A 23043-nucleotide genomic window follows, 5' to 3' on the forward strand; every position below is an offset into this window, starting at 1 on the left:
TGAGCGAACGATCCGACTTGAGGCCGTCAATCAAGTTAAACGATAGGGTTACGCAAAATGAGACTATTCGGGCCTGGACCCGAATATCGACAAACATCATAATCGCAGCCACACCGGCAGTGGGTTGCAATTAGAACCCCCAATTCGCAGTGTCGAAGCCGTTTAAAACGCCTTTCGATCTGACGGAATCAGATCGACGTTCCAAGCATTCATCCAAATGCGCATCTTGTCCGAAACCGGTTTACCGTTTCGGGACGCGTTTTAGTGGACTTCGAGCACTTTCACGCATGAATCGAGATCGTGTGTCGCTAAATGGGCGTAACGCATGGTCATCTGGAGTGTCTGGTGCCCCAGCCACATCTGAACACGACGGATATCGATCCCGCCACGAACCAGACGGGACGCGCATGTATGTCGCAGAATGTGCGGAACGACCTGATCATCCGTACCAAGACCAACTTCCATCTTTGCATCATTCCAGATCTGGCGAAACCGGACCTGATTGAGCATGGAGAAGGGGCCTTTGAGCTTCTCGTGCGAGATATGCGCTGCCTTTCGGGCGCGACGGGTGAGGGGGACGGTGCGGCTGCGATTCGATTTGGTGAGCCAGAACGTAACCCGCTGATCCTGAATATCGTTCCAGGTAACGCCGATTGCTTCTCCGAGGCGGCAGCCCGTGTCAACAAGGAAAAGAGAGAGCCGATAACTATCTTCACAGCGCGACTTGATCGCGGCGAACAGGCGCTTTTCTTCCTCATATTCAAGGAATCGAATGCGTCCGACTCGCTCCTTCTGCCGGATGAATTCCGGTAGATTGAAGATATCTCCCATCTTGTGCGCCTTTCGCAGCAGCTTGCTCAGCGCAGCCATCTTTCTATTGATGGTTGCATTGCTGTTGCCACGCTCACGAAGCGAACCGATAACGGAATCAAGCATTTCCTGATCGAAGCCTGAAAAGCGCTCACCCTTCAGAATTTCGTCAATTTCGCCGAGAAACGACTTCACATTATACTTGTGTGACCCGTCATCCCACAGGATGTTGATATATTTCCCCGTCAGTTCCGCCACCGAAAATTGTTCGACAAGCCGGTGGTTCGGACTTTTGCTGGATGTGTACTGTAAGTTGTAGTCGACTATCGGCGCAAACTTGTCGCCTATGTCGATCTTCGTTTCCCCAACGACGATCATTGCACGCCCCCCATAGATATATGAGACGCACAACTAATGAAATAATTCTCTGAACACAAGATAAGTGAGCTAACTTTATGCGGAGACATGTTTAGATCCTTTCAAAAGACCAATGTTTGCCCCCAGCTTTTTGTCGTCCCCCGCAACTCCCCTCGGTTCTTGACCCTTTTCGAAATCCCCATTTCTGAAGGATCAAAATTCACGCATTCGTGAGCTATGTTTCAAATGGATGTGCGCCAACGGTTTCCCGTTGGCGCATTTCGCTCAAGCGTCGATCTGATTAGAACGAGCGCTGGAAGCGGATGATGCCGCCGAAGGCATCCTTGTTGCCACCGGCCAGACGAGCCGGATGATCGCTATCCCAACGGGTGTAGTTGATTTCCGGGGTGATCGTGAAACCAGGAACCAGCTGATAAGCTACGTTTGCAGCAACTGCGGTCTTGCCCCAGTCTTCGTAAGCAGCCTGAACGTTGATGGTCGCCTTTTCGGAAGCGACGAACTTCGCGCCACCCCAGACAGCCCAATCGCCGCCCCAGTTGCCGTACATGCCGATGTCGTCTTCATAAGACGAGTAGCCGCCCTGTACCCAGACCGAAACCTTGTCCGTAACGTTTACGTCGAGGCGAACCTTGCCGGCCCACTCTTCGAGGTTGGCGTCGTAAGCTGCAACAGCAGCGACCGAACCCCAGCCCTGAGCGAACTTCAGACCACCAACAACGTGTGGCATGTAGTCGTCGATGCGGTTCGAGATGAGACGGTCTTCTTCATTGATGAAGTCGTCGTGGTTGACGTATGCGTCGCCACCCTGTTCGAGCGACAGGATAGCCGAGAAGCCGTTGCCGCCGGTGAAGGTGTAGCTGATGAGGTTGGTGCGGTAGACGCCAGCAGCAACCACGTCGTCGTTGATGATGTCGCCGAGGTAACCGGTGAAGGTGTGGAAGGCCGACTCATCGAGACCGAGGCGCAGGCCACCGAGCTGGATATAAGCGAAGTTCAGCGTGTGACCGCCCTGGAAACCGTCCGTGAAGTTGAAGCGGTTTTCAGTGTAGGTCTTGAGGGTGCCGAATTCGGTTTCCGAAGCGGTCGAGGTGCGCAGCGTGAAGCGCGTGTTCTTACGCCAGGTCTTGGCATCCGAGCCGTCGTAGGCGTCGCGGCCAGCAGCTGCGTCGTAACGAACATAACCATGGATACGCAGGCAGGTTTCGGTGCCTGGGATGTAGAAGTAGCCAGCGCCGTAAGCATCGCAGACGCGGACATATTCAACGGCTTCTGGCTCTGGCGCGACGATTGCGTCGGCAGCCTGAGCGCCGGAAGCTGCAACCAGAGCTGCAGCGGAGCCAAGGAGAAGGCTCTTGATGTTCATTTCTGACCTCCAGTCAAGAATCGGAGGATTTCGAAATAAATAAGTATTTTCAATGTGTTATAGAATTTCTGGATTCAGAACTCAAAAAGTCAGCAAATCGGAAGTGATCCGACATGCGTCGAATACGGTGCGTAAAAGCACGGAATCGCACATCGCGAGGCAATCTGGATCTGATTTTTATGAAGAGATTTGCTTGAGGCAGCTGGCGGAGAGGATGGGATTCGAACCCACGAGACCCTTATGAGGTCTACTCCCTTAGCAGGGGAGCGCCTTCGACCACTCGGCCACCTCTCCGGTAAGGGCGAGATAGCCGGTACGCTTTGTCATTTCAAGCGAATTGCGCGCCAACTGGTAAAATTTCCTGCGAATTATCGCACTTTATATATACGCAATCAGGAATATGCGTGGAATCGGCCGCTTTCACCAGGCGTCGGCAGCCTCATTTCGAGCTGTACACCAAGAAAGATTCGCACCCAAATCAGCTAATGTGGCAGTACGTGACGGTGCTTTGACATATTCTCCACTCGGAGCACGGGAAGTCATGGATTCGCGGGCTGAAAACCGCGACGATGCCAAATATCGCGTGTTTTCAAGCGTTAAGACCCGTTAATTCGCGTTCACTCATGTTAATAAACCCTAAATAGCCCACCCTGAAACGGGCAATTTCGTGTCTTTTCTGCAACAACCCTCCCTCATAGAAGCACCAGAAAGGTTGGGAGAGTGTATTCGATGTTGAAACGAAGGAACGGGCGAGTATCTTCACATCCAGAAGAAGGAGCGCTTCGGGGCGACTTTTTCAAAAGGGGATGGGGACAGGTTGTCCTTCAGCCAAATCAGAATGCCCAGACCCATTTTTAACTTTGACTGGAGGTCAGAAATGAACATCAAGAGCCTTCTCCTTGGCTCCGCTGCAGCTCTGGTTGCAGCTTCCGGCGCTCAGGCTGCCGACGCAATCGTCGCGCCAGAGCCAGAAGCCGTTGAATATGTCCGCGTCTGCGATGCTTACGGCGCTGGCTACTTCTACATCCCAGGCACCGAAACCTGCCTGCGTATCCATGGTTATGTTCGTTACGACGCTTCGGGCGGTGATCGCGTTTACGCTCGTACGCCTGGCGATCTGGACCGTGACACCTGGGGCAAGAACGCCCGTGCAACGCTCCGCTTCTCGACCGCTTCGGAAACCGAACTCGGCACTCTGAAGACCTTCACCGAACTGCGTTACAACTGGAACGGCGGCGGCGACGGCGAAGAAGACGCATACGGCTCGAGCGAAAACAGCTCGCTGCGTTATGCTTACATCCAGCTCGGCGGCCTGCGCGTTGGTCTCGATGAATCGGCCTTCGTAACCTTCCCTGGTTACCTCGGCAACGTCATCAACGACGACGTGATCCTCGCTGGCGGCTACCGCACCAACCTCATCAGCTACACCTTCACCGGCGGCAACGGCTTCTCGGCCATCCTGTCGCTCGAAGAAGGCGGCAACGGCGACTCCGACGTTGACGTAACGCTGAACGACTACACGCCGCACATCGTTGGCGGTCTGAAGTACGCTGGTGGCTGGGGCTCGATCGCAGCTGTTGCAGCTTACGACGCTCGTAACGAAGAGTGGGCCGGTAAGGTTCGCGGCGACGTTAACATCACGGACCGTTTCTCGGTTTGGGTACAGGGCGGCTACAAGTCCAACGACGACACCTATGCAGTTGACGGCGCTGGTTATTCCTACCGCGTAATCGACTCGTTCTACGGCACGTGGGGCGGCGACTGGGCTGTCTGGGGTGGCGCTGCATTCAAGGCAACCGAAAAGGCTACCTTCAACCTGCAGCTCGCTTATGACGACACCAAGACCTTCGCAGCAACCGCAAACGTTGCTTACGAACTGGTTCCTGGCTTCACGATCACCCCGGAAGTTTCCTACACCAAGTGGGATGACGAAAACATCAGCCTCGACGGCGAAGATGCTTTCCAGGGCATGATCCGCTTCCAGCGCTCGTTCTAATCCCTCTGGGATTGTTCAAAAAGAACCCGGCAGCATCGCTGCCGGGTTTTTTGTTTGCCGATTTTTACGTTTGTGATCTTGCCTTTGCGGGAAACTCGGTCTTTGTACGAATAGAAAGCGGGACGTGTTCGCCGCCTTGCATCCGATGATTTCCAGCGTGGAGACGCCACGATATGTTCAAATGGTTTTGGCCCGGTGTAACGTGGACCGCAGCGCTGACAGCGCTTGCGCTCTGGTTTGGTGCAGACCGGGTCGAGACGGACATCGCAACACGTACTGGCGAAGCACTCACTCCTTTTATATGGACCGGCTTCGACGTCGATGGTCGCGACGTCACGCTGAAAGGCATAGCGCCCGATCCAGAGACGCAATCCGCTGCGCGGGATGCGCTTGAAAAGGTAAGAGGGATTCGGGAGATCACCGACCTGACGAGTGTTCTGCCGCTCGTTTCGCCCTACCAGCTACAGATAAAGAAGAGTGCCGACGGCATAGTCCTGTCCGGTTCTGTGCCGGACAACGACGTTAGAGACCGTATCATGACAATGGCCGAAAGCGCGGCTCCGGGCATTCCGCTCGATGACGAAATGGCCGTAGGGCGAGGCAGTCCCGCAAACTTTGTTGATTCGGTGGGGTTTGCTTTGCAGCTCGCATCTGTGCTGACGAATGGGGAGATCGAGATGTCTGATCTCAGCATCTCGATCAAGGGCGAGGCTGCAGACAATGCCGGCTATCGAAAGATACAATCCCAATTGACCCAGCCGCTGCCCTTTGGCCTGAAATTGGAACGAGCCGAAATTCGCGAACCGTAGATTAAATCGCGGCGAGGGCCGAGCAGATTTGGATCCTCATCCCCCGTTAGTTTTCTGTTCGGAATTGACAGTCCGCCTGTTCGGGCCTTTCCTTTCTCTTTATGAATAGGCATAGCGGATCATATCTTCCGTTTCCGGAACAGAAGGCGGACCTGACAATGCTTTATCTAGCCATATCGTTTTGGCCGGTTCTCGTTGCGGCGGTTCTTATCGGTGCGGGCGTGGGCTGGTTGACCGGTCCGAAGTATTGGCGGCAAATTGGGGCGGGGAAAATTGGCGGCGAATATGTTCGTCGGGTTTGAGTAATTTGGAGTACGAGGAAACCATATGCCGTTGCTGATTGTTCAACTGGCTGTTCTTGTCGCCATCGCTTTCGTTATAGGCTGTCTTTTGGGCCGGTTCGTACGGCGCAGAGGTGCGTCGATGCCAGACCGTGAGCGCACGATCATTGCAGCGGCGCATGCTACATTGCCTGTCGATCAAAAGCCGGAAGCGGTGAAGCAGACCAAAATACCGGAGAAGGTTGCAGAACCCAAGGCTTCGCCCCAGCCGAACGAGCCAGAGAAGCCTCAAATGAAAGCCGTGCCGGACGCGGAAGTCGTCGGAAATTGGCCTTCGCAAACGGAAAAGCCGGATGTGAATACGGAACCGGATCAGGATCCGGGGCGTCCAGAGCTTCTGGATGCTGCACGCCTTGGAAAGCCTGATGATCTCACAGTCATCAAGGGCGTTGGCGGGGCAGTTCAGGGGCTGCTCAATGGGATCGGCGTGTTTCACTACGACCAGATTGCCAGCTGGAACGATGACGAATCACGCTGGATCGAACGGAGTATAGGTTTTCCACGCCGCGTGGAGCGCGAGGATTGGATCGCACAAGCCACGAAACTGGCGAATGCAGCAAATAAAGCCAGCGCAAGGAAATCGGAAAAGCCCGGCAAAACAGCCGCTAAACCAAAATCGCGACGGACAAAAAAAGCAGGCGAATAGCCTGCTTTTTCATTTCAGAGCATTTCCACCATCTCAATATAAGCGAGAGATGTTTTAGAACATGTCTCCCAAAAGTGGGAACCGGTTTTGGGATAAAGACATGCGTGAAAACAAAGAGATAGAGCGGTTCTAGCGACTCCGCTTTAACCGGAACCGCTCTAGCGGCGACCGTAAATCAGATCGGTCTGTATATCCGCACTTCCGGTCAGGCGGGCCTTATAGACTTCGTAGTTTTCCATCACGCGCTGAACATAGTTGCGTGTCTCGGAATAGGGGATACGTTCGATCCAGTCGACGACCTGATCGATAGGCTTGCCACGTGGATCGCCATATTTCTCGACCCATTCCGATGCGCGGCGAGGGCCTGCATTGTAACCGGCGAAGGTAAGAACGTAAGACCCATTGAAACGGTCAAGCTGCTCGCCGAGGAAATGGGCGCCAAGCGTCGCATTATACCCTGCATCCGTCGTGAGGCGTGGCGCGGAGAAGCTCATGCCGTTGCGGGTCGCCACGCTTTTGGCCGTTGCTGGCATAAGTTGCAGCAGACCGCGTGCGCCAGCTTTCGAAACCGCGCCGACGTTGAATTCACTTTCCTGCCGGGCAATAGCATAGGCTAGAGCCTTGCCTGATCCGCTTATATTGGCATTGGCGGGAATTGCGCCGAGCGGATGCGAGAGAGCACCAACATCAAGACCTCGCAATGCAGCATTTTTGCCGACGCGCAGCGCCAGATAGTGGTTCTCGTTGCGCTCGGCCATGACCGCCAGCAGAGCCAGTTCGCCGACACTGTCGAGTTCCTGCGAAAGCTGATTGTAGAGCGTCGTTGCACGACTGCTATATCCGACTTGTTCCAGCCGCTTGATTGCCTGCACGGCGGGACGGCCCGCAAACCGCGAGCGATCCGCTTCCGTTGGTCTTGGATAGATAAGCTCGGGTGCTTTCTCGTTCAGTTTGGCTGCCGAAAGCTGTCCGTAAAATGTCGTGCCGAAATGGGCGGAGCGGCGATAATAGTCGCGCGCATCGCCACCGCTACCTGCTTCGGCCGACCGTCCGAGCCAGTAGAAAGCACGAGACGCCGAAATTGGACGCGAGGAGATTTCTGCGATCTTGGCAAAATGTGGCGCAGCCGTCTTCGGCTGGTTCAGGGCGCGCAGCGCATACCATCCGGCATGGAATTCCGCTTCGGCGGCCATTGTGGGCGATTCGGCGGCGTGGGCCGAAACCAGCTTGTAGGCGAGCTGCGGTTTGCCAAGGTCGAGCAGTTCCCGTGACAGGATGCGGCGTTCGACCCACCAAGCATCCGGATCGACAAGCGCCGACGCCTGACGTGGTGCCTTGAGCATGAGGTCCGTCGCCTCGTTATAGCGTTCGGCACGACGCAGATAGCGAACTTTCAGGAACTGATAGGCGGCGTTTCCTTGCCACGTGCGGTCGACGTCCGCTATCGCCTTGGCGGCGTTCGGAGACTTCTGTGCTACTGCCGCAAAGGCGTTGTAAAGCGATTGGGCCTGTGCCGGACCTGCAAGCAGTTTTGCGGACTGCATACGGTCATTATAAAGAGAACGCAGAATACGGCGCTGATGATCTTCGCGCGTCAGAACGCCAGAGAACTCTTTCAGGATCTTTTGCTCGTCATCGGCTGATAAGCGCTGTGTAGCCCACCATGGTGAAAGCAGTTCGCGCGCTTTGCCCGCATTTCCAGTGCTGACATAGGAGCGGGCAAGAAGAATCATGCCTTCTGTAGTCTGCGGGCGCGTATTACCGAATGTTGCGATTACGGTCGCAGGAGCCGGATTTTCCTTGAACAAGGCCCGTTCAGAGTTACGGCGCAGAACCGATGTCCCCGGCCAGCCGCGCAAATCTGTTGCCGCCGCTGCGATTTCAGCGCTCGGCACACCATCAAGACCGGATGTCGCGATAGCCCACGTCAGAATCTGGCGGTCAAGCGAACCACGAGGCATCCCGTTGCGGAATGCGATAGCACTTGCAGTGTCGCGGGAGGAAAGGGCATCAAGCCCGCTTTTCAGCGTTCCGCCAATTGCTGCCGGGTTTTCCATGCGGCTGACTGCTGACGTCACGACCGGATCAGGCGTGGCCGGACGCGGTTTCGGTGTCACCAGATTCATCGGTGACTGGTGTGTCGTCGTCGGTGCAAAGGGACGCGCAAGCGGGGTGGGAACGCCGGACGGCAGCGAGGATTGCGCGAGCGAAATCACCGGCTGCAGAGCAACCGCAACAAAGCAACTCGCGAGGAGAGCTTTTCTTTTCAGGGATATCGCTGCGACTTGTTTTGACATTGGCTAACTAGAACAAAGACTTGGTTGATGTGCAATATGTTGTTGAAATCCGGCTTTTCTTAGCCCGGTTTTTGACTGGCGATTTCAATGATGAGGATAGGCTCAAGGAATGAATCTATCCTTAATAAAGCGTTATCGCTTCGGTGTTACCGCATCTTGGTTGTTTCGGGCCGCCGATGTTTCTAAAGGCAATCGAGCGAATAGCCGGTGGAGCTTGGGGATCGCTTTAAATTTTGTCGCAAAACTGCCGTATTGCCCTTGTTTTGCCTGTATACCCCGCTTGCTCCACTCGTGTGGCAAGACTATTGTGCAACGCCTCAACCCGGTCAGAAGCCCCAGGGTGATCCCAAGCTGGTCGGTGGAATGAGGTTCAGTCTTTCTTTTTTCAGGAGTTCACTAATGCTGAAGGGCTCAATTACCGCGCTTGTCACGCCATTCGATTCCGAAGGAGCGTTCGACGAGAAAGCCTTTCGCGCATTTGTAAACTGGCAGATCGAAGAAGGCACCAAAGGGCTCGTCCCAGTCGGCACGACTGGTGAAACACCGACCCTGTCGCATGACGAGCACAAGCGCGTCATCGAGGTTTGCATTGAGGTTGCAGCTGGTCGCGTTCCCGTGATCGCGGGTGCAGGTTCCAACAATACTGTGGAAGCGATCGAGCTGGCGCAACATGCCGAAAAGGCTGGCGCTGATGCCGTTCTCGTCGTCACACCTTACTATAACAAGCCGAACCAGCGTGGTCTTTACGAACATTTTTCGCGTGTGGCCCGCTCCATTTCGATCCCGCTCATCATCTACAATATTCCCGGTCGTTCAATCGTCGACATGACACCGGAAACGATGGGCACACTCGTTCGCGATCACAAGAACATCGTGGGCGTCAAGGATGCGACTGGCAAGATCGAGCGCGTATCCGAACAGCGCGCAACCTGCGGTAAGGATTTCATCCAGCTTTCCGGTGAAGACGCAACGGCTCTTGGTTTCAACGCCCATGGCGGGGTGGGGTGCATTTCGGTGACGTCCAATATTGCGCCGCGTCTTTGCGCCGAATTCCAGGATGCATGTCAGGCCGGCGATTTCTCCAAGGCGCTCGAATTGCAGGATCGCCTCATGCCGTTGCACAAGGCACTCTTCATCGAGCCAAACCCATCAGGCCCGAAATATGCGCTGTCGCGCCTCGGCCGCGTGGAAAATGCGTTGCGCTCGCCGATGGTGACTGTGGAAGCCGCGACGGCAGAGAAGATCGATCAGGCCATGAAGCATGCAGGTCTGGTCAACTGACCCGTCAAGTTTACCGCTTTCGCTGATTTTTACGCTCCCGTAGCTTCGGGAGCGTTTTCATTTCAGGCATTGCACATTATATGGTGCCATCATGAACAAGCCCAAGAATTCTCCTGTGCGCAAGATCATCGCGGAAAACCGCAAGGCGCGCTTCAATTTTGAAATTCTAGATACGCTCGAAGCCGGTCTCGTCCTGACCGGCACCGAGGTCAAGTCGCTGCGCGCCAATCAGTCCAACATAGCGGAGAGCTATGCGAGCTTTGAGAATGGCGAGTTCTGGCTCATCAATTCCTATATCCCGGAATATACGCAGGGCAATCGTTTCAACCACGAGCCGCGGCGCTTGCGCAAACTGCTCATCAGCAAACGCGAAATGTCCCGCCTGTTCAACTCGGTATCACGCGACGGGATGACCGTGGTGCCATTGAAGCTTTACTTCAATGATCGGGGTCGCGCGAAGCTGGAACTGGCGCTGGCGCGAGGCAAGAAGACTCACGACAAGCGCGAGACGGAAAAGAAGCGCGACTGGAATCGTGAAAAGGCCCGCTTGATGCGGGATAAGGGATAAAGATCAGCAAAGTATGAGAGCGCCTCAGGCGCTCTTTTGATTCAGATAGTCGCGTACATTCCGGAATACGGTTCGGAACATGGTATCCGTCAACCGCCCGGTATTCGTGTTATAGCGCGAGCAGTGATAGCTGGAAAAAATGCGCAGGCTGCCAATGTCGCTTGCCCGGTCGTGACCGAAGGGATGTCGCGCAACCGGCGCACCAAGTGCACGAACCGTCGACTGATGCGCAATCGTTCCCAGTGTGACGATTGCCTGCAGGTTCGGAAACCGGGTCAGCATCGGCAGCAGGAATTGTCGGCAATTGTTGATCTCGGCGCCGATGGGCTTGTTTTCCGGCGGCACGCAGCGCACCGCATTGACGATGCTGGCATCCAGCAGGCGCAAACTATCGTCAGGACGAGCCTCGAACTTGCCAGTAGCAAAACCGAATTCACACAGCGTGCTGTAGAGCAGATCACCGGCATAGTCGCCGGTGAAGGGGCGTCCGGTTCTATTGGCGCCGCGCAAACCTGGCGCCAGCCCCACAATCAGGAGCCGAACATCGTCATCATGCGCTGGCAGAAACGGTGGAACCGGTGAATTATGCCACGAAGGCTCCTTGCGGCGCCATTCCTGCAGGAATGCGTGCAGCCTTGGGCAGATATCACAGTTGGGAGATGGTTCGGAAATCATGCCCTTGCATGAACCGGCTCGACGACGGCGTCAATAGCTGTCGTCGAGATCGTCATCCTGACGGCGCGGTGCGCGTTCCGACGGATCGCGGCCAATCTCAGCCTTGAGCGAGACCAGATCGATGAAATGATCGGCCTGGCGGCGCAGTTCATCGGAAATCATGGCCGGCTGGGTGGTGAGGGTCGAGACAACCGAAACCTTGCGGCCCTTGCGCTGAAGAGCTTCGGCAAGTGAGCGGAAATCGCCGTCGCCGGAGAAAATCACAAAATGGTCGACTGTATCGGTGAGCTGCATGGCATCGACTGTCAGTTCGATGTCCATATTGCCCTTCACCTTGCGACGCCCGGTGGAATCCGTGAATTCCTTGGCAGCCTTGGTGACGACCTTGTAGCCGTTATAATCCAGCCAGTCGATCAGCGGGCGGATCGAGGAATATTCCTGATCTTCAACCAATGCTGTATAGTAATATGCACGAAGCAGATAGCCACGCTTCTGAAATGCCTTCAAAAGCTTCCGATAATCAATATCGAACCCCAGAGTTTTCGAGGCGGCGTATAAATTGGCGCCATCAATAAAAAGGGCAATTTTTTCACGAGAATCGAACATCGTGCAATATATCCACTCTACGGCCGGACGGGAGTGGACCGACGACCGCTTATCAGTTTGTTTTCTAAACGGCGGGTGGTATCAAATTTTACCAATGCGTTTATTGCCTTCTAAGGATATATCACAGAAAAACAAGCAACCATGGGTTGTTATTTGCCTGCACTAAATTACCTATAAGTGAGTCTTGTCTCAGTAATCCCGTTCTGGCTTGCAAAATATTGTGCCGTTTTGACGCGCCACCGTGTTTTATCGGGTGAATCCATGAAATTGACGTTCTTTTGGCAGATTTCATGAGGTGAGGCACGAGCAATTCCGCTTTTGCTTGTAATTTGGCTCCACAAGCGTTATGTGGGGAAAAATCCAATAAAGTTCGAGAAATGAAAGGGACCGCGCATGGCCCGCGTCACTGTTGAGGACTGCGTAGATAAGGTCGAGAACCGTTTTGAACTGGTTCTGCTGGCTGGTCACCGTGCTCGCCAAATTTCCCAGGGTGCACAGATCACCATCGACCGCGACAACGACAAGAATCCTGTTGTTGCGCTGCGCGAAATCGCTGATGAAACCCTGTCGCCAGATGATCTGAAGGAAGATCTCATCCACTCGCTGCAGAAGCATGTGGAAGTCGACGAGCCGGAAGCCGCTGCGCCTGCACAGATTGCTTCTTCTTCGGAAGAAGTTGCAGAAGGCATTGCAGACGCTGCTGAGGAAGACGTGGTTGCTTTCGACCGTATGTCGGAAGAAGAGCTGCTCGCCGGTATCGAAGGCCTCGTCGCACCAGAGAAGAACGACGACTTCTAATCGTCGTTCGAATTATGTCTCTTTTGCATGCGTCGCGACTTTCCAGTCGCGGCGCATGTTTTTATGCGCCGACGACGGTCCTGTCGGCTGACCGGTGGCGACGGTTTGGAACGCTTGTTGCTGATTGAAACGGCCAGATGACGAGCGATTTCTGTCGGAAATTAATATTGTCGGCAGAAAGTTAAGCCTAAACGTCGAGAACTATTCGATTTTCGGCGATTTTGGGTCACAATGCCCGATATGTGTGCAAGTACAAGTATCGGTTTCGAAAGGGAGTTCTCGTAGATGATGCGCCAATATGAGCTTGTGGAGCGTGTTCAGCGATACAAGCCTGACGTGAACGAGGCGCTTCTCAACAAGGCATATGTCTATGCCATGCAAAAGCATGGCAGTCAGAAACGTGCTTCCGGCGATCCCTATTTCTCCCATCCGCTCGAAGTCGCTGCGATCCTCACCGATATGCATCTGGATGAAGCGACGATTGCAATCGCGCTCCTGCATGACACGATCGAAGATACGACAGCCACCCGGCAGGAAATCGATCAGCTCTTCGGCCCTGAAATCGGCAAGCTCGTCGAGGGACTGACCAAGCTCAAAAAGCTCGACCTCGTTTCAAAAAAAGCAGTGCAGGCGGAAAACCTGCGCAAGCTGCTTTTGGCGATTTCTGAAGATGTCCGCGTGCTTCTGGTGAAGCTTGCGGATCGTCTGCACAATATGCGCACACTGGGCGTGATGCGGGAAGACAAGCGCCTGCGTATTGCCGAGGAAACGATGGATATCTATGCGCCGCTTGCTGGCCGCATGGGTATGCAGGATATGCGGGAAGAGCTCGAAGAGCTGGCCTTCCGCTATATTAATCCGGATGCATGGCGCGCCGTGACGGATCGCCTGGCCGAGCTTCTGGAAAAGAACCGCGGCCTGCTGCAGAAGATCGAAAAGGACCTGTCCGAGATTTTCGAGAAGCATGGCATCAAGGCCAGTGTGAAGAGCCGCCAAAAGAAAGCGTGGTCGGTTTTCCGCAAGATGGAAACCAAGGGTCTCTCATTTGAGCAGCTTTCCGACATTTTTGGTTTCCGCGTGATGGTCGACACCACGCAGGATTGCTATCGGGCGCTCGGTCTCATTCATACGACGTGGTCGATGGTTCCGGGCCGGTTCAAGGATTATATTTCCACGCCTAAACAGAACGATTACCGGTCGATCCACACCACCATCATCGGTCCGTCGCGCCAGCGTATCGAGCTGCAGATTCGCACACGCGAAATGGATGAGATTGCGGAATTTGGTGTCGCAGCCCACTCGATCTACAAGGATCGTGGCAGCGCCAATAATCCGCACAAAATGTCGACCGAGACCAATGCTTATGCATGGCTGCGCCAGACAATCGAACAGCTTTCAGAAGGCGATAATCCGGAAGAGTTCCTCGAACACACCAAGCTTGAGCTCTTTCAGGATCAGGTCTTCTGCTTCACGCCCAAAGGCCGCCTCATTGCTCTGCCGCGTGGTGCGACGCCGATCGATTTCGCCTATGCCGTTCACACCGATATCGGTGACAGCTGCGTCGGTGCGAAGGTCAACGGGCGCATCATGCCGTTGATGACCGAACTGAAGAACGGCGATGAGGTCGATATCATCCGTTCCAAGGCGCAGGTTCCCCCTGCGGCATGGGAGTCGCTTGTTGCAACCGGTAAGGCGCGCGCAGCCATTCGCCGAGCGACCCGTTCGGCTGTTCGCAAACAGTATTCGGGGCTTGGCATGCGCATTCTGGAACGCGCATTCGAACGTGCCGGTAAGCCGTTCAGCAAGGATATTCTGAAGCCAGGACTTCCGCGTTTGGCACGCAAGGATGTGGAGGATGTGTTGGCCGCAGTCGGACGCGGAGAGCTGCCGTCCACCGATGTGGTCAAGGCGGTCTATCCTGACTATCAGGACACGCGCGTCACATCGCAGAACAGTCCGGCGAAGACTGGCGAAAAGGGCTGGTTCAACATCCAGAACGCCGCTGGCATGATCTTCAAGGTGCCCGAGGGCAGTGAGGATGCAGCGAAGACCGATGCGGAAGCCGTGGCGAAGCCCGGGAAAAAGGCGCTGCCGATTCGCGGCACCAATTCGGACCTGCCTGTGCGCTTTGCACCGGAAGGGGCCGTGCCAGGAGATCGTATCGTCGGTATCCTGCAGCCCGGCGCCGGTATAACGATCTATCCGATCCAATCACCTGCACTGACGGCCTATGACGATCAGCCGGAACGTTGGATCGACGTGCGTTGGGACATCGATGATCAGATGAGTGAGCGTTTCCCGGCTCGCGTCAGCGTATCGGCCATCAATTCGCCCGGCTCTCTGGCGGAGATCGCGCAGATCGTGGCTGCCAACGACGCGAATATTCACAATCTCTCCATGGTACGCACCGCACCGGATTTCACCGAGATGATTATCGATGTCGAGGTTTGGGACCTCAAGCATCTCAACCGTATCATTTCCCAATTGAAAGAAAGCGCGAGCGTCAGCGGCGCAAAACGCGTGAACGGATAGGACTAAGATGAACACCGAAGATGTGCTTGCCGTCTTCCGCGAAGCGGGAGCGATCCTTGAAGGCCACTTTATTCTTACGTCAGGCCTGCGCAGTCCTGTTTTCCTTCAGAAGGCGCGTGTTTTCATGCATGCCGACAAGACGGAAAAGCTATGCAAAGCGCTTGCAGAGAAAATCCAGGCGGCAGATCTTGGACCTATCGATTATGTGGTTGGTCCGGCAATTGGTGGCTTGATTCCCTCCTACGAAACCTCACGCCATCTGCGTGTCCCGTCGGTCTGGGTAGAGCGCGAGAACGGTGTGTTCCGCCTGCGTCGTTTCGATGTGCCGAAGGGCGCGCGCGTCGTTATCGTGGAAGATATCGTCACGACCGGACTTTCCATCCGCGAAACGATCGACTGCATGAAGGACCTCGGCATTGAAGTTGTGGCTGCGGCCTGCATCGTCGACCGCTCGGCGGGCAAGGCGGATGTTGGCACGAGGCTGATTGCTCTCGCCGAATATGAAGTTCCGGCCTATCCTGCGGATAAATTGCCGCCGGAGCTTGCTGCAATTCCGGCTGTGAAGCCCGGTAGCCGCAACATTTAAACAACACACCGACGGCTTTTGAAACGCTGCGGGGGACGATACACCCCTGCGGCGAAATTCCGCTTTGCCGGACGCGTTCTAGTTACCTATTTAAGGGGTAACTGCAAAAACGTTCTTCCAGCTTCCACAAACAGGGTTCCATCGTGAGTGTAGCGCCTATCAGATTCGACCCCAGATCGCCTTACCGTGCGCCATGTGGGGTATGTGTGGATTGCGATGTCCGACAAACGGCGGTTTGTGCGGCACTTGACGACGGCGATCTCGGTGCTCTCGAAGCAATCATGACGTCCAAGCGTCTCGATGCCAATGAGCAGCTGGTGGAAGAGGGGGAGCCGAAGCGCCGTGTCTTCAGCCTGACCTCCGGCATGCTGCGAATCTACACGTCGCTTCCGGATGGACGTCGGCAGATTGCAGGTTTCCTGTTCCCTGGCGACTATCTCGGTCTGGCTGACGACGAGACGTACTCCCAGTCTGCTGAAGCGGTCGTACCGTCGGTTTTGTGTGCCTTCTCCACCAGAGAGATGGATGATCTGATGGAGCGTTTCCCGAAATTGAAGGAGCGCCTGCACCAGATGACGCGGGCAGCTCTTCGCACGGCGCGCGACAATCAGCTGGTTCTCGGGCGCCTTGCGCCGGTGGAAAAGCTTGCGAGCTTCCTTCTGGTGCTGTCCGCGCGGGCTGAAAAGCGTGGTGAGAAGCCGAACCCGGTGCATCTCTCGATGAACCGTACCGATATTGCCGATTATCTCGGCCTGACCATTGAAACTGTCAGCCGGAGCTTCACAAAGCTGAAGACTCAGGGGCTGATCCAGTTGCTTGACGCCAATACGGTTGAGATCCTGTCCCGCCGGTCTTTGGCGGCCGTTGCCGGAATGGACCCGGAAAACCTCTGAATTCAAGCTGCCATCCCTAAAAAGCCGGGTGTATTTCCGTTGATTCAAATCAATGCAGCACCCGGCAGAACAGCCTATTCCTGACCATAGAGATTGATGCGATCCGTTTCAGGATTGCACGTTCAAAATGGGGAAAACAGGTGCTGTTGTGGCTGGGAATTGCAATATCGGCTGTCATGCATGCGGGCTTCCTTGCCGCATCATGCCGTCTTGCCCCGCGGAATGTCGCCCCGGTTCTGGTGCGCGCATATCCGGCAGGGCCTCGCCGGAGCGCCCGACGCTTAAGGTGGACGCGCTATGCATGAAGAAGCGATAAGACGCTACGCCGCGTTGGCGGTTCCCAGATACACGTCCTTTCCGACAGCTGCTGATTTCATGCCTGTGGGGGTCGATACGACTCATCGTTGGTTGCGTCAGATCGGGCCGGAAGAAAGCGTTTCCCTTTACATCCATGTGCCTTATTGTCGGCAGCTCTGCCATTATTGCGGTTGTCATGCCAAGATGGCGGTCCGCAACGACGTGGTCGAGAACTTCTGCACTTCTTTGCTCAGCGAAATCGAAACTGTCAGCAAGAGCCTGACAGCACGGCCCAATGTCGTCCATCTTCATTGGGGCGGTGGTACGCCCTCAATTTTGAACCCGCGTCAGTTTACGAGCATTCTGGCCGCTCTGCGCGTTGCGTTCGATTTTGCGCCTGAGATGGAACACGCCATCGAGCTTGACCCGCGCACGGTTACCCCACAGCTGGTGCAAACGCTTGCGCTCATGGGAGTCAACCGCGCCAGCCTCGGCGTACAGGATGTCGATGCCGAGGTTCAGAAAGCCATCGGTCGCATTCAGCCGATAGAAACGGTTGCTAAGGCTGCAACTCTGCTGCGGGAAGTCGGCATTGATCGCCTCAACTTCGATCTTATCTACGGCCTGCCGTTGCAGACCGTCGAGACATTGCGTGAGACTTGTGAAAAGGTTGCAGTGCTCAAGCCTGACCGTGTTGCCTGCTATGGCTATGCGCATCTTCCGCAGCGGCGCGCCAATCAGCGCCTGATCGATGCAAGCCTTCTGCCCGATGCTGACGAGCGCTTCGCTCAGGCACGTGTGGTGGCGGACAGCTTCATCGGTTTCGGCTACGAGCCGGTGGGGATCGATCACTACGCATTGCCGGATGACAATCTGGCCGTCGCTGCGCGCAATGGAACGCTGCACCGGAATTTCCAGGGCTATACGGATGATCGCTGCCAGACATTGATCGGTCTCGGACCGTCATCGATTTCGCAATTCCCCGGTGGCTATGCCCAGAATATCTCGGACGTGAAGCAATATTCCAAGCGGGTTGAAGCGGGCGACCTTGCAACGGTTCGCGGTTATGCCATGCGCGAAAGTGACCGCATCCGTGCCGGAATCATCACAGCCCTGATGTGCAATTTCCGGGTCGATCTGAATACCACGGCGCCGGGCGTGGAGTTTTCCGATGAGCTGGCCTTGTTGCGACCTCTGGTGGCTGACGGGCTTGTGGAAGTCCGCAGTGGTGTCATCAGCGCAACAAGCGACGGCAAGCCGCTGATCCGTCTGGTTGCGGCTGCTTTCGATGAATTTCGCAGGGAGACGATGCACGGCTTCAGTTTCGCCGTCTGAACTTGCGTTGGAACAAAGAGACAGAGCGGATGATGCTCTATCAAGAGAATGCTGCTGCACCGGGCCGTCAAAAGGTCAGTAGCATGGGAGCACCGCCGTTGGGGGACGTGCGGTGCTCCACTATTTTGAGCACAGCCCGAGGAGCGTGAACTGCTTCTCGGGCTGTGCGTTTTCATATGGGTCAGGCCTTGCGGTTCTTTTCCAGCTTGGGCAGGAAAATCGTCAGCAAGCCGAGCAGCGGCAGATACGAGCAGATGGTGTAAACATACTCGATGCCCTTGTGATCGGCCACGATACCGAGGACGGCGGCTGCGATACCGGCCATGCCGAAAGCAAAGCCGAAGAACAGGCCTGACACCATGCCGACGCGTCCTGGCAGCAATTCCTGTGCGAACACCACGATTGCCGGGAAGGCTGAGGCGAGGATCAGGCCGATGATAACCGTCAGTATCGCCGTCATTTCCAGGTTCGCATAGGGCAGGGCCAGCGTGAACGGCAGGACGCCGAGGATCGATGCCCAGATCACCTTGCGCGCGCCGATCTTGTCGCCGATCGGACCACCGATGATCGTTCCCGCAGCTACTGCACCGAGGAACAGGAACAGAAGAAGCTGCGATGCCTGCACCGTCACGCCGAAATGGCTAATGGTGTAGAAGGTGTAGTAGCTCGTCAGGCTGGCCATGTAGATGTACTTGGTGAAGACCAGCATTGCCAGAACGCCAACGGACACCAGAACCTTGTTGCGTGGAAGCGGAAGGGTCTTGTCGGGCTTCGCCTTGCTGGCATTGGCAATCCGGTAGCGATTATACCAATTGCTGACATACCAGAGCAGCATCATGCCGATCAGTGCGGCGACGGAGAACCACGACACGCTGATCTGGCCGAAAGGCAGAACGATGAACGCTGCCAGAAGCGGGCCAATCGACGAGCCGAAATTGCCGCCCACCTGAAACAGGGATTGCGCGAAGCCATGACGTCCACCCGAGGCAAGACGCGCCACGCGAGCTGCTTCCGGATGGAAGACGGACGAGCCGAAACCGACAAAGGCCGCCCCCAGAAGCAAGATCGAATAGTGATGTGCCGTTGCCAGAAAGATCAGCCCGACAAGCGTACAGCCCATTCCGAAAGGCAGGGAATAAGGCATCGGCTTGCGGTCGGTATAGATACCCACGAGCGGCTGCAGGATCGATGCCGTCATCTGGAAAGTGAATGTCAGGAGGCCGATCTGCCAGAATGACAGGCTGTAGTTATCCTTCAGCATCGGATAGATGGCAGGAAGGAGCGACTGCATCATGTCGTTCAGGAAATGGCCCATGCTTGTGGCCAGAATAATGGCGAGGACAGTATTATCCGCGCCGCTGTTTGATGGCTGCTGTGCAGCACTCATGCTCATACTACTTCTCCGAAGATGAAAGCCGGTCTTCAGAGCCTGTTCCGAAAGTCGCCCTGTGTGGCTGCAAATGGCAATTTGTCTGCGTTCCGGTGCTTATGTAGCTTTCTCTGGTGCATAGTCTTATCCGAAAAGTCTGCAACTTTTCGGGACCATGCTTAGAAGTACATTGCGCTCCGGTACTCGAAAATCACCAATTTCGCACACACATGACGCTTTTTGATCCAGGCTCTCAGGCAAATTTCCTGCAGATACCATCCGAAAACAGGAAACAAGACCCTCAAGAAAATTACGGGGTGTTGATGAGAAACCAGCGAAAATTCGCGAATTTGACGTCTGAACCGGTACTTGTCCGATTCAAACGTCAAATTCATTCCGCCAGCGAATGTCGCGACCCATTCTCAGCAAGCCATTAATAGGACTATTGCCTCTCGCCCGCTTTCGTGATTTGGTCCAATAGTTTCGAGAGTGGGCCAAACGCAGGGCAGAACTGCAATGAAACCAAAGTCTCCGCCGGGGCTTTTACTGCCGGGAAGCGAGGAACTGCAGAAGTTCCACGAGCAGCGTATTGCCATGCTGGAAGGCATGAGCGGGCCAGTGATTGCCTTGCCGACACGCTATCCCGACGGCTATTTTGTGCCGCGCCACCGTCATAGCCGGGCACAACTTCTCTGCGCCTCACAAGGAGTGGTGCTGGTGACGACGGATGCTGGACGCTGGATGATTCCCAGTGACCACGCCATGTGGATACCGGCAGGTGTGGAGCACTCGGTCGAAATCCTCGGCGAAGTCTTCATGCGGTCGATTTACATCTGCGTCGATGCCGTCTCGGGCGTACCGGATTATCTCCACGTGGTCGGGCTTACCGATCTCATGCGGTGCCTCATAACGGATGCAACGACGCAGGACAGCACGCCGGAACCGGATAGTCGCGATGCTTTGGTAATCGAACTGATCCTGCGGGACCTTCACACATTGCCGCAACGCTCGCTGGGCCTGCCTTTTCCATCGGATCCGCGCTTGCAGAAACTGTGTCGTGAATTCGTGAAAAAGCCTTCTTCGCGCGCCACAATTGATGACTGGGCGGACAGAATGGCGATGAGCCGGCGCTCGTTCACCCGGCATTTCCAACGGGAGACTGGCGTAAGCCTTTCAGTCTGGCGCCAGCAGGCCTGTCTTTTTGCGGCAGTTCCGCGCCTGGCAGAAGGGGAGGCGGTGACGAGCGTGGCACTGGATCTGGGTTATGACAGCGTTTCCGCTTTCACGACGATGTTCCGCAGGATGCTCGGTGTTTCGCCGCGGTTTTATTTGCCTCGACTGGACATTGTTCCGTTTGAGCGCAGCGACAACGCCGCAGTTTTGGCCGAATAATAACAATTGTCTCCGCGATGGGAGAGCATTAATAGAAGCGCATGCTGTTTCAACGCCGTAATCCTCCGACCAGAAAAGAGCGCTTAAGGCTTCTGGTCTGGCCGCGCCGCTCCTTCTCCCGTTCCTTCCGGTACGGTGGCAAGCGGATTCTGCGCATCACTGCCTCGCCTCATGCTGTCGCAGCCGGTCTGGCCGTGGGCGTGTTTTCGGCGTTCACGCCTTTCTTTGGCTTCCATCTCATCATCGCAATCGTGCTGGCCTACTTCCTTGCCGGAAATATTGCCGCCGCGGCACTTGGCACGACGCTTGCCAATCCGCTGACCCTGCCATTCATCTGGGGCAGCACATTCGAGCTGGGCCGCTTCATCATGAATGGAAGCATCGACGATGCTCCGCCAGTTCATCTCGGGCGGGCGCTGGAAACCATGCATTTCGATGAAATCTGGACGCCGCTTTTGAAGCCGATGCTATTCGGCTCAACGATTCTGGGCGCAGCATTCGCTGTCGTGGTCTATTTCGTTACCCGGTTTGCCGTCTCGGCCTTCCGCCGTCGCCGTATCGAACGCCTTGCCGAAAAGCATCGCCTGCACCGCGAACAGGAGTTTCAGAAAGTATGATCGTCGGTATAGGCAGCGATCTCATCGATATTCGTCGTGTCGAAAGCGCGCTGGAACGACACGGCGATCGCTTTCGCAACAGGGTTTTTACCGAGGTCGAGCAGAAAAAATCGGACGGGCGCAAGCAGCGCGCCGCATCTTATGCAAAACGCTTTGCGGCGAAGGAAGCTTGTGCGAAGGCGCTTGGAACTGGCATAGCTCAGGGCGTTTTCTGGCGGGACATGGGCGTGGTCAATGCCCCTTCCGGAAAGCCCACCATGCATTTGACCGGTGGTGCGGCGAAGCAGCTGCAGAAACTCTTGCCCGCCGGAACGCGCGCCGCCATACATCTGACAATTACCGATGATTTTCCTCTCGCGCAGGCGTTCGTGATCATCGAAGCCCTGCCTGAGTGTCTGAATCAAAATGCGTCAGGCCGCAGCGAGAATGGTGATTTTCGAGAACCGGAGCACAGTGTACTTAAAGGTACATGAGCACCGGAAGCGCAGAAAAATGCCATTTGCAGCAAGGCATGGCGACTTTTGGATCAGGCACAGAGACGAAATAGTTGTGGTTGTGACAGGTAAACTCCTGCTCATAATCGTGCGATAAACCGGCGTTCTGCCGGTGGCCTGATTGCGTCATGCATTCATAGTCGTTATTAGATCGCGTTATCGGAAGCGGAGATACAATGAGCGTGTCCAGCAAGAGTGAGACAAAAAAATCCGGCGGCCTTGGCGAAACCATCAGCGTTATCGTGCAGGCGCTGCTGCTGGCACTGGTCATCCGCACCCTTCTTTTCCAGCCTTTCAGCATACCGTCGGGCTCCATGCGCCCCACGCTTCTCGAAGGCGATTATCTGTTCGTTTCAAAATATGCCTATGGTTATTCGCGCTATTCGCTGCCGTTCGGACTGGATTTGTTTTCAGGTCGCATCTGGAGTGCCGAACCGAAGCGCGGTGACGTGGTGGTGTTCAAACTGCCGAGCGATCCTTCCGTCGACTACATCAAGCGTGTAATCGGCCTGCCGGGTGATCGTGTGCAGATGCGCGGTGGTGTGCTTTATATCAATGATCAGGCGGTCAAGCGCGATCGCATCGGCACGATCAACAATCCCGATGTCACCGAACAGAACCGTCCCGTCGAAGTCTATCGTGAAACCTTGCCGGACGGCGTGACCTACGACACGCTTGATCTGTCGCCAAACTCCATCGGTGACGATACGCGTGTTTTCGAGGTTCCAGCCGGCCATTACTTCATGATGGGGGACAATCGTGACAACTCGCTCGATAGCCGTTTCGGCGTTGGCTATGTTCCGTTTGAGAATCTTGTCGGGCGCGCAAACATCATCTTCTTCTCGATCGCCGACAAGGCGAGCCCGCTGGAAATCTGGAAATGGCCGACTGATGTGCGCTTTGGCCGACTGTTCAGTTCAGTCAATGCCGCGCCTCATACAGCTGTAACCGGAAACTGAA

19 protein-coding genes, 1 tRNA gene and 1 pseudogene are annotated in these 23043 nt (G+C 55.4%); 14 read left to right on the top strand and 7 right to left on the bottom strand.

The annotated features are described in order from the left end of the window. Positions 1-261 precede the first annotated feature (261 nt). The 3 genes from OHI65_RS12965 to OHI65_RS12975 form a co-directional block, all read right to left on the bottom strand. Positions 262-1188 carry a tyrosine-type recombinase/integrase gene (locus OHI65_RS12965; protein ID WP_151689686.1) on the bottom strand — a complete coding sequence of 309 codons (927 nt, stop codon included), beginning with the start codon at positions 1186-1188 and terminating at the stop codon, positions 262-264. Positions 1189-1468: 280 nt separating this feature from the next. Then, positions 1469-2551: a porin gene (locus OHI65_RS12970; RefSeq protein ID WP_151689687.1), complete on the bottom strand. Its 1083-nt coding sequence runs from the start codon at positions 2549-2551 to the stop codon at positions 1469-1471. 203 nt (positions 2552-2754) lie between these two features. Continuing rightward, a tRNA-Ser gene (locus OHI65_RS12975) sits at positions 2755-2845 on the bottom strand. A 583-nt stretch (positions 2846-3428) separates the two neighbouring features. Here OHI65_RS12975 and OHI65_RS12980 point away from each other — a divergent pair. The 3 genes from OHI65_RS12980 to OHI65_RS12990 all read left to right on the top strand — a co-directional run bounded on the left by OHI65_RS12980 (position 3429) and on the right by OHI65_RS12990 (position 6343). Beyond that, positions 3429-4547 carry a porin gene (locus OHI65_RS12980; protein WP_029925272.1) on the top strand — a complete coding sequence of 373 codons (1119 nt, stop codon included), beginning with the start codon at positions 3429-3431 and terminating at the stop codon, positions 4545-4547. 173 nt (positions 4548-4720) lie between these two features. After that, positions 4721-5356 carry a BON domain-containing protein gene (locus tag OHI65_RS12985; RefSeq protein ID WP_125335044.1) on the top strand — a complete coding sequence of 212 codons (636 nt, stop codon included), beginning with the start codon at positions 4721-4723 and terminating at the stop codon, positions 5354-5356. Positions 5357-5683: 327 nt separating this feature from the next. Continuing rightward, positions 5684-6343: a 50S ribosomal protein L21 gene (locus tag OHI65_RS12990; RefSeq protein ID WP_125335042.1), complete on the top strand. Its 660-nt coding sequence runs from the start codon at positions 5684-5686 to the stop codon at positions 6341-6343. 158 nt (positions 6344-6501) lie between these two features. Here OHI65_RS12990 and OHI65_RS12995 read toward each other — a convergent pair whose 3' ends face one another. Further along, complete coding sequence (locus OHI65_RS12995; RefSeq protein WP_264358977.1) at positions 6502-8640, bottom strand: lytic transglycosylase domain-containing protein; 2139 nt, start codon at positions 8638-8640, stop codon at positions 6502-6504. Between the two features lie 399 nt (positions 8641-9039). Here OHI65_RS12995 and dapA point away from each other — a divergent pair, with 399 nt between their 5' ends. Together dapA and smpB are read left to right on the top strand one after the other, a co-directional pair. Next, on the top strand, positions 9040-9921 hold the full coding sequence (gene dapA, locus OHI65_RS13000) for a 4-hydroxy-tetrahydrodipicolinate synthase (protein WP_029925264.1): 882 nt from the start codon (positions 9040-9042) through the stop codon (positions 9919-9921). A gap of 91 nt (positions 9922-10012) precedes the next feature. After that, entirely contained in the window at positions 10013-10489 is a 477-nt protein-coding gene (gene smpB, locus OHI65_RS13005) for an SsrA-binding protein SmpB (RefSeq protein ID WP_010661627.1), read from the top strand. 24 nt (positions 10490-10513) lie between these two features. On the opposite strand, the gene OHI65_RS13010 is transcribed toward smpB, so the two are convergent. Both OHI65_RS13010 and OHI65_RS13015 read right to left on the bottom strand, forming a co-directional pair. Then, the gene (locus tag OHI65_RS13010; protein ID WP_029925262.1) at positions 10514-11164 is read right to left on the bottom strand and encodes a uracil-DNA glycosylase; all 651 of its coding nucleotides are present in this window, start codon (positions 11162-11164) and stop codon (positions 10514-10516) included. Between the two features lie 30 nt (positions 11165-11194). After that, positions 11195-11770, bottom strand: a complete 576-nt coding sequence (locus OHI65_RS13015) for an NYN domain-containing protein (RefSeq protein ID WP_012092419.1) — start codon at positions 11768-11770, stop codon at positions 11195-11197. A 393-nt stretch (positions 11771-12163) separates the two neighbouring features. Here OHI65_RS13015 and rpoZ point away from each other — a divergent pair, with 393 nt between their 5' ends. From rpoZ to hemN, 5 genes are all read left to right on the top strand, one after another. Beyond that, positions 12164-12568 (top strand): DNA-directed RNA polymerase subunit omega, encoded by a 405-nt coding sequence (gene rpoZ / locus OHI65_RS13020; RefSeq protein WP_010661630.1) that lies wholly within the window; start codon positions 12164-12166, stop codon positions 12566-12568. A 285-nt stretch (positions 12569-12853) separates the two neighbouring features. Next, complete coding sequence (locus tag OHI65_RS13025) at positions 12854-15100, top strand: RelA/SpoT family protein (protein ID WP_012092417.1); 2247 nt, start codon at positions 12854-12856, stop codon at positions 15098-15100. 7 nt (positions 15101-15107) lie between these two features. After that, the gene (pyrE, locus tag OHI65_RS13030) at positions 15108-15686 is read left to right on the top strand and encodes an orotate phosphoribosyltransferase (protein WP_036585798.1); all 579 of its coding nucleotides are present in this window, start codon (positions 15108-15110) and stop codon (positions 15684-15686) included. 143 nt (positions 15687-15829) lie between these two features. Next, a complete protein-coding gene (locus OHI65_RS13035) occupies positions 15830-16579 on the top strand; it encodes a helix-turn-helix domain-containing protein (RefSeq protein WP_264358978.1) in 750 nt (249 codons plus the stop codon). A gap of 297 nt (positions 16580-16876) precedes the next feature. After that, a complete protein-coding gene (gene hemN / locus OHI65_RS13040) occupies positions 16877-18211 on the top strand; it encodes an oxygen-independent coproporphyrinogen III oxidase (protein ID WP_012092415.1) in 1335 nt (444 codons plus the stop codon). A gap of 181 nt (positions 18212-18392) precedes the next feature. Here hemN and OHI65_RS13045 read toward each other — a convergent pair whose 3' ends face one another. Then, positions 18393-19604, bottom strand: coding sequence for an MFS transporter (locus tag OHI65_RS13045; protein WP_010661635.1), 1212 nt, complete (start codon positions 19602-19604; stop codon positions 18393-18395). A 522-nt stretch (positions 19605-20126) separates the two neighbouring features. On the opposite strand from OHI65_RS13045, the gene OHI65_RS13050 reads away from it, so the two are divergent. From OHI65_RS13050 to lepB, 4 genes and pseudogenes are all read left to right on the top strand, one after another. After that, the gene (locus OHI65_RS13050; protein ID WP_185756028.1) at positions 20127-20972 is read left to right on the top strand and encodes an AraC family transcriptional regulator; all 846 of its coding nucleotides are present in this window, start codon (positions 20127-20129) and stop codon (positions 20970-20972) included. Positions 20973-21013: 41 nt separating this feature from the next. After that, the gene (gene bspA, locus OHI65_RS13055; RefSeq protein WP_264358979.1) at positions 21014-21589 is read left to right on the top strand and encodes a type IV secretion system effector BspA; all 576 of its coding nucleotides are present in this window, start codon (positions 21014-21016) and stop codon (positions 21587-21589) included. Further along, positions 21586-21978, top strand: a pseudogene (gene acpS, locus OHI65_RS13060) (holo-ACP synthase); the annotation flags it as partial. The gene bspA and the pseudogene acpS, both read left to right, overlap by 4 nt. 281 nt (positions 21979-22259) lie before the next feature. Beyond that, entirely contained in the window at positions 22260-23042 is a 783-nt protein-coding gene (lepB, locus tag OHI65_RS13065) for a signal peptidase I (RefSeq protein WP_010661640.1), read from the top strand. Position 23043 lies beyond the last annotated feature (1 nt).

Source organism: Brucella sp. MAB-22 (assembly GCF_025908475.1).
In the GTDB taxonomy this organism is placed as follows: Bacteria; Pseudomonadota; Alphaproteobacteria; order Rhizobiales; family Rhizobiaceae; genus Brucella; species Brucella anthropi.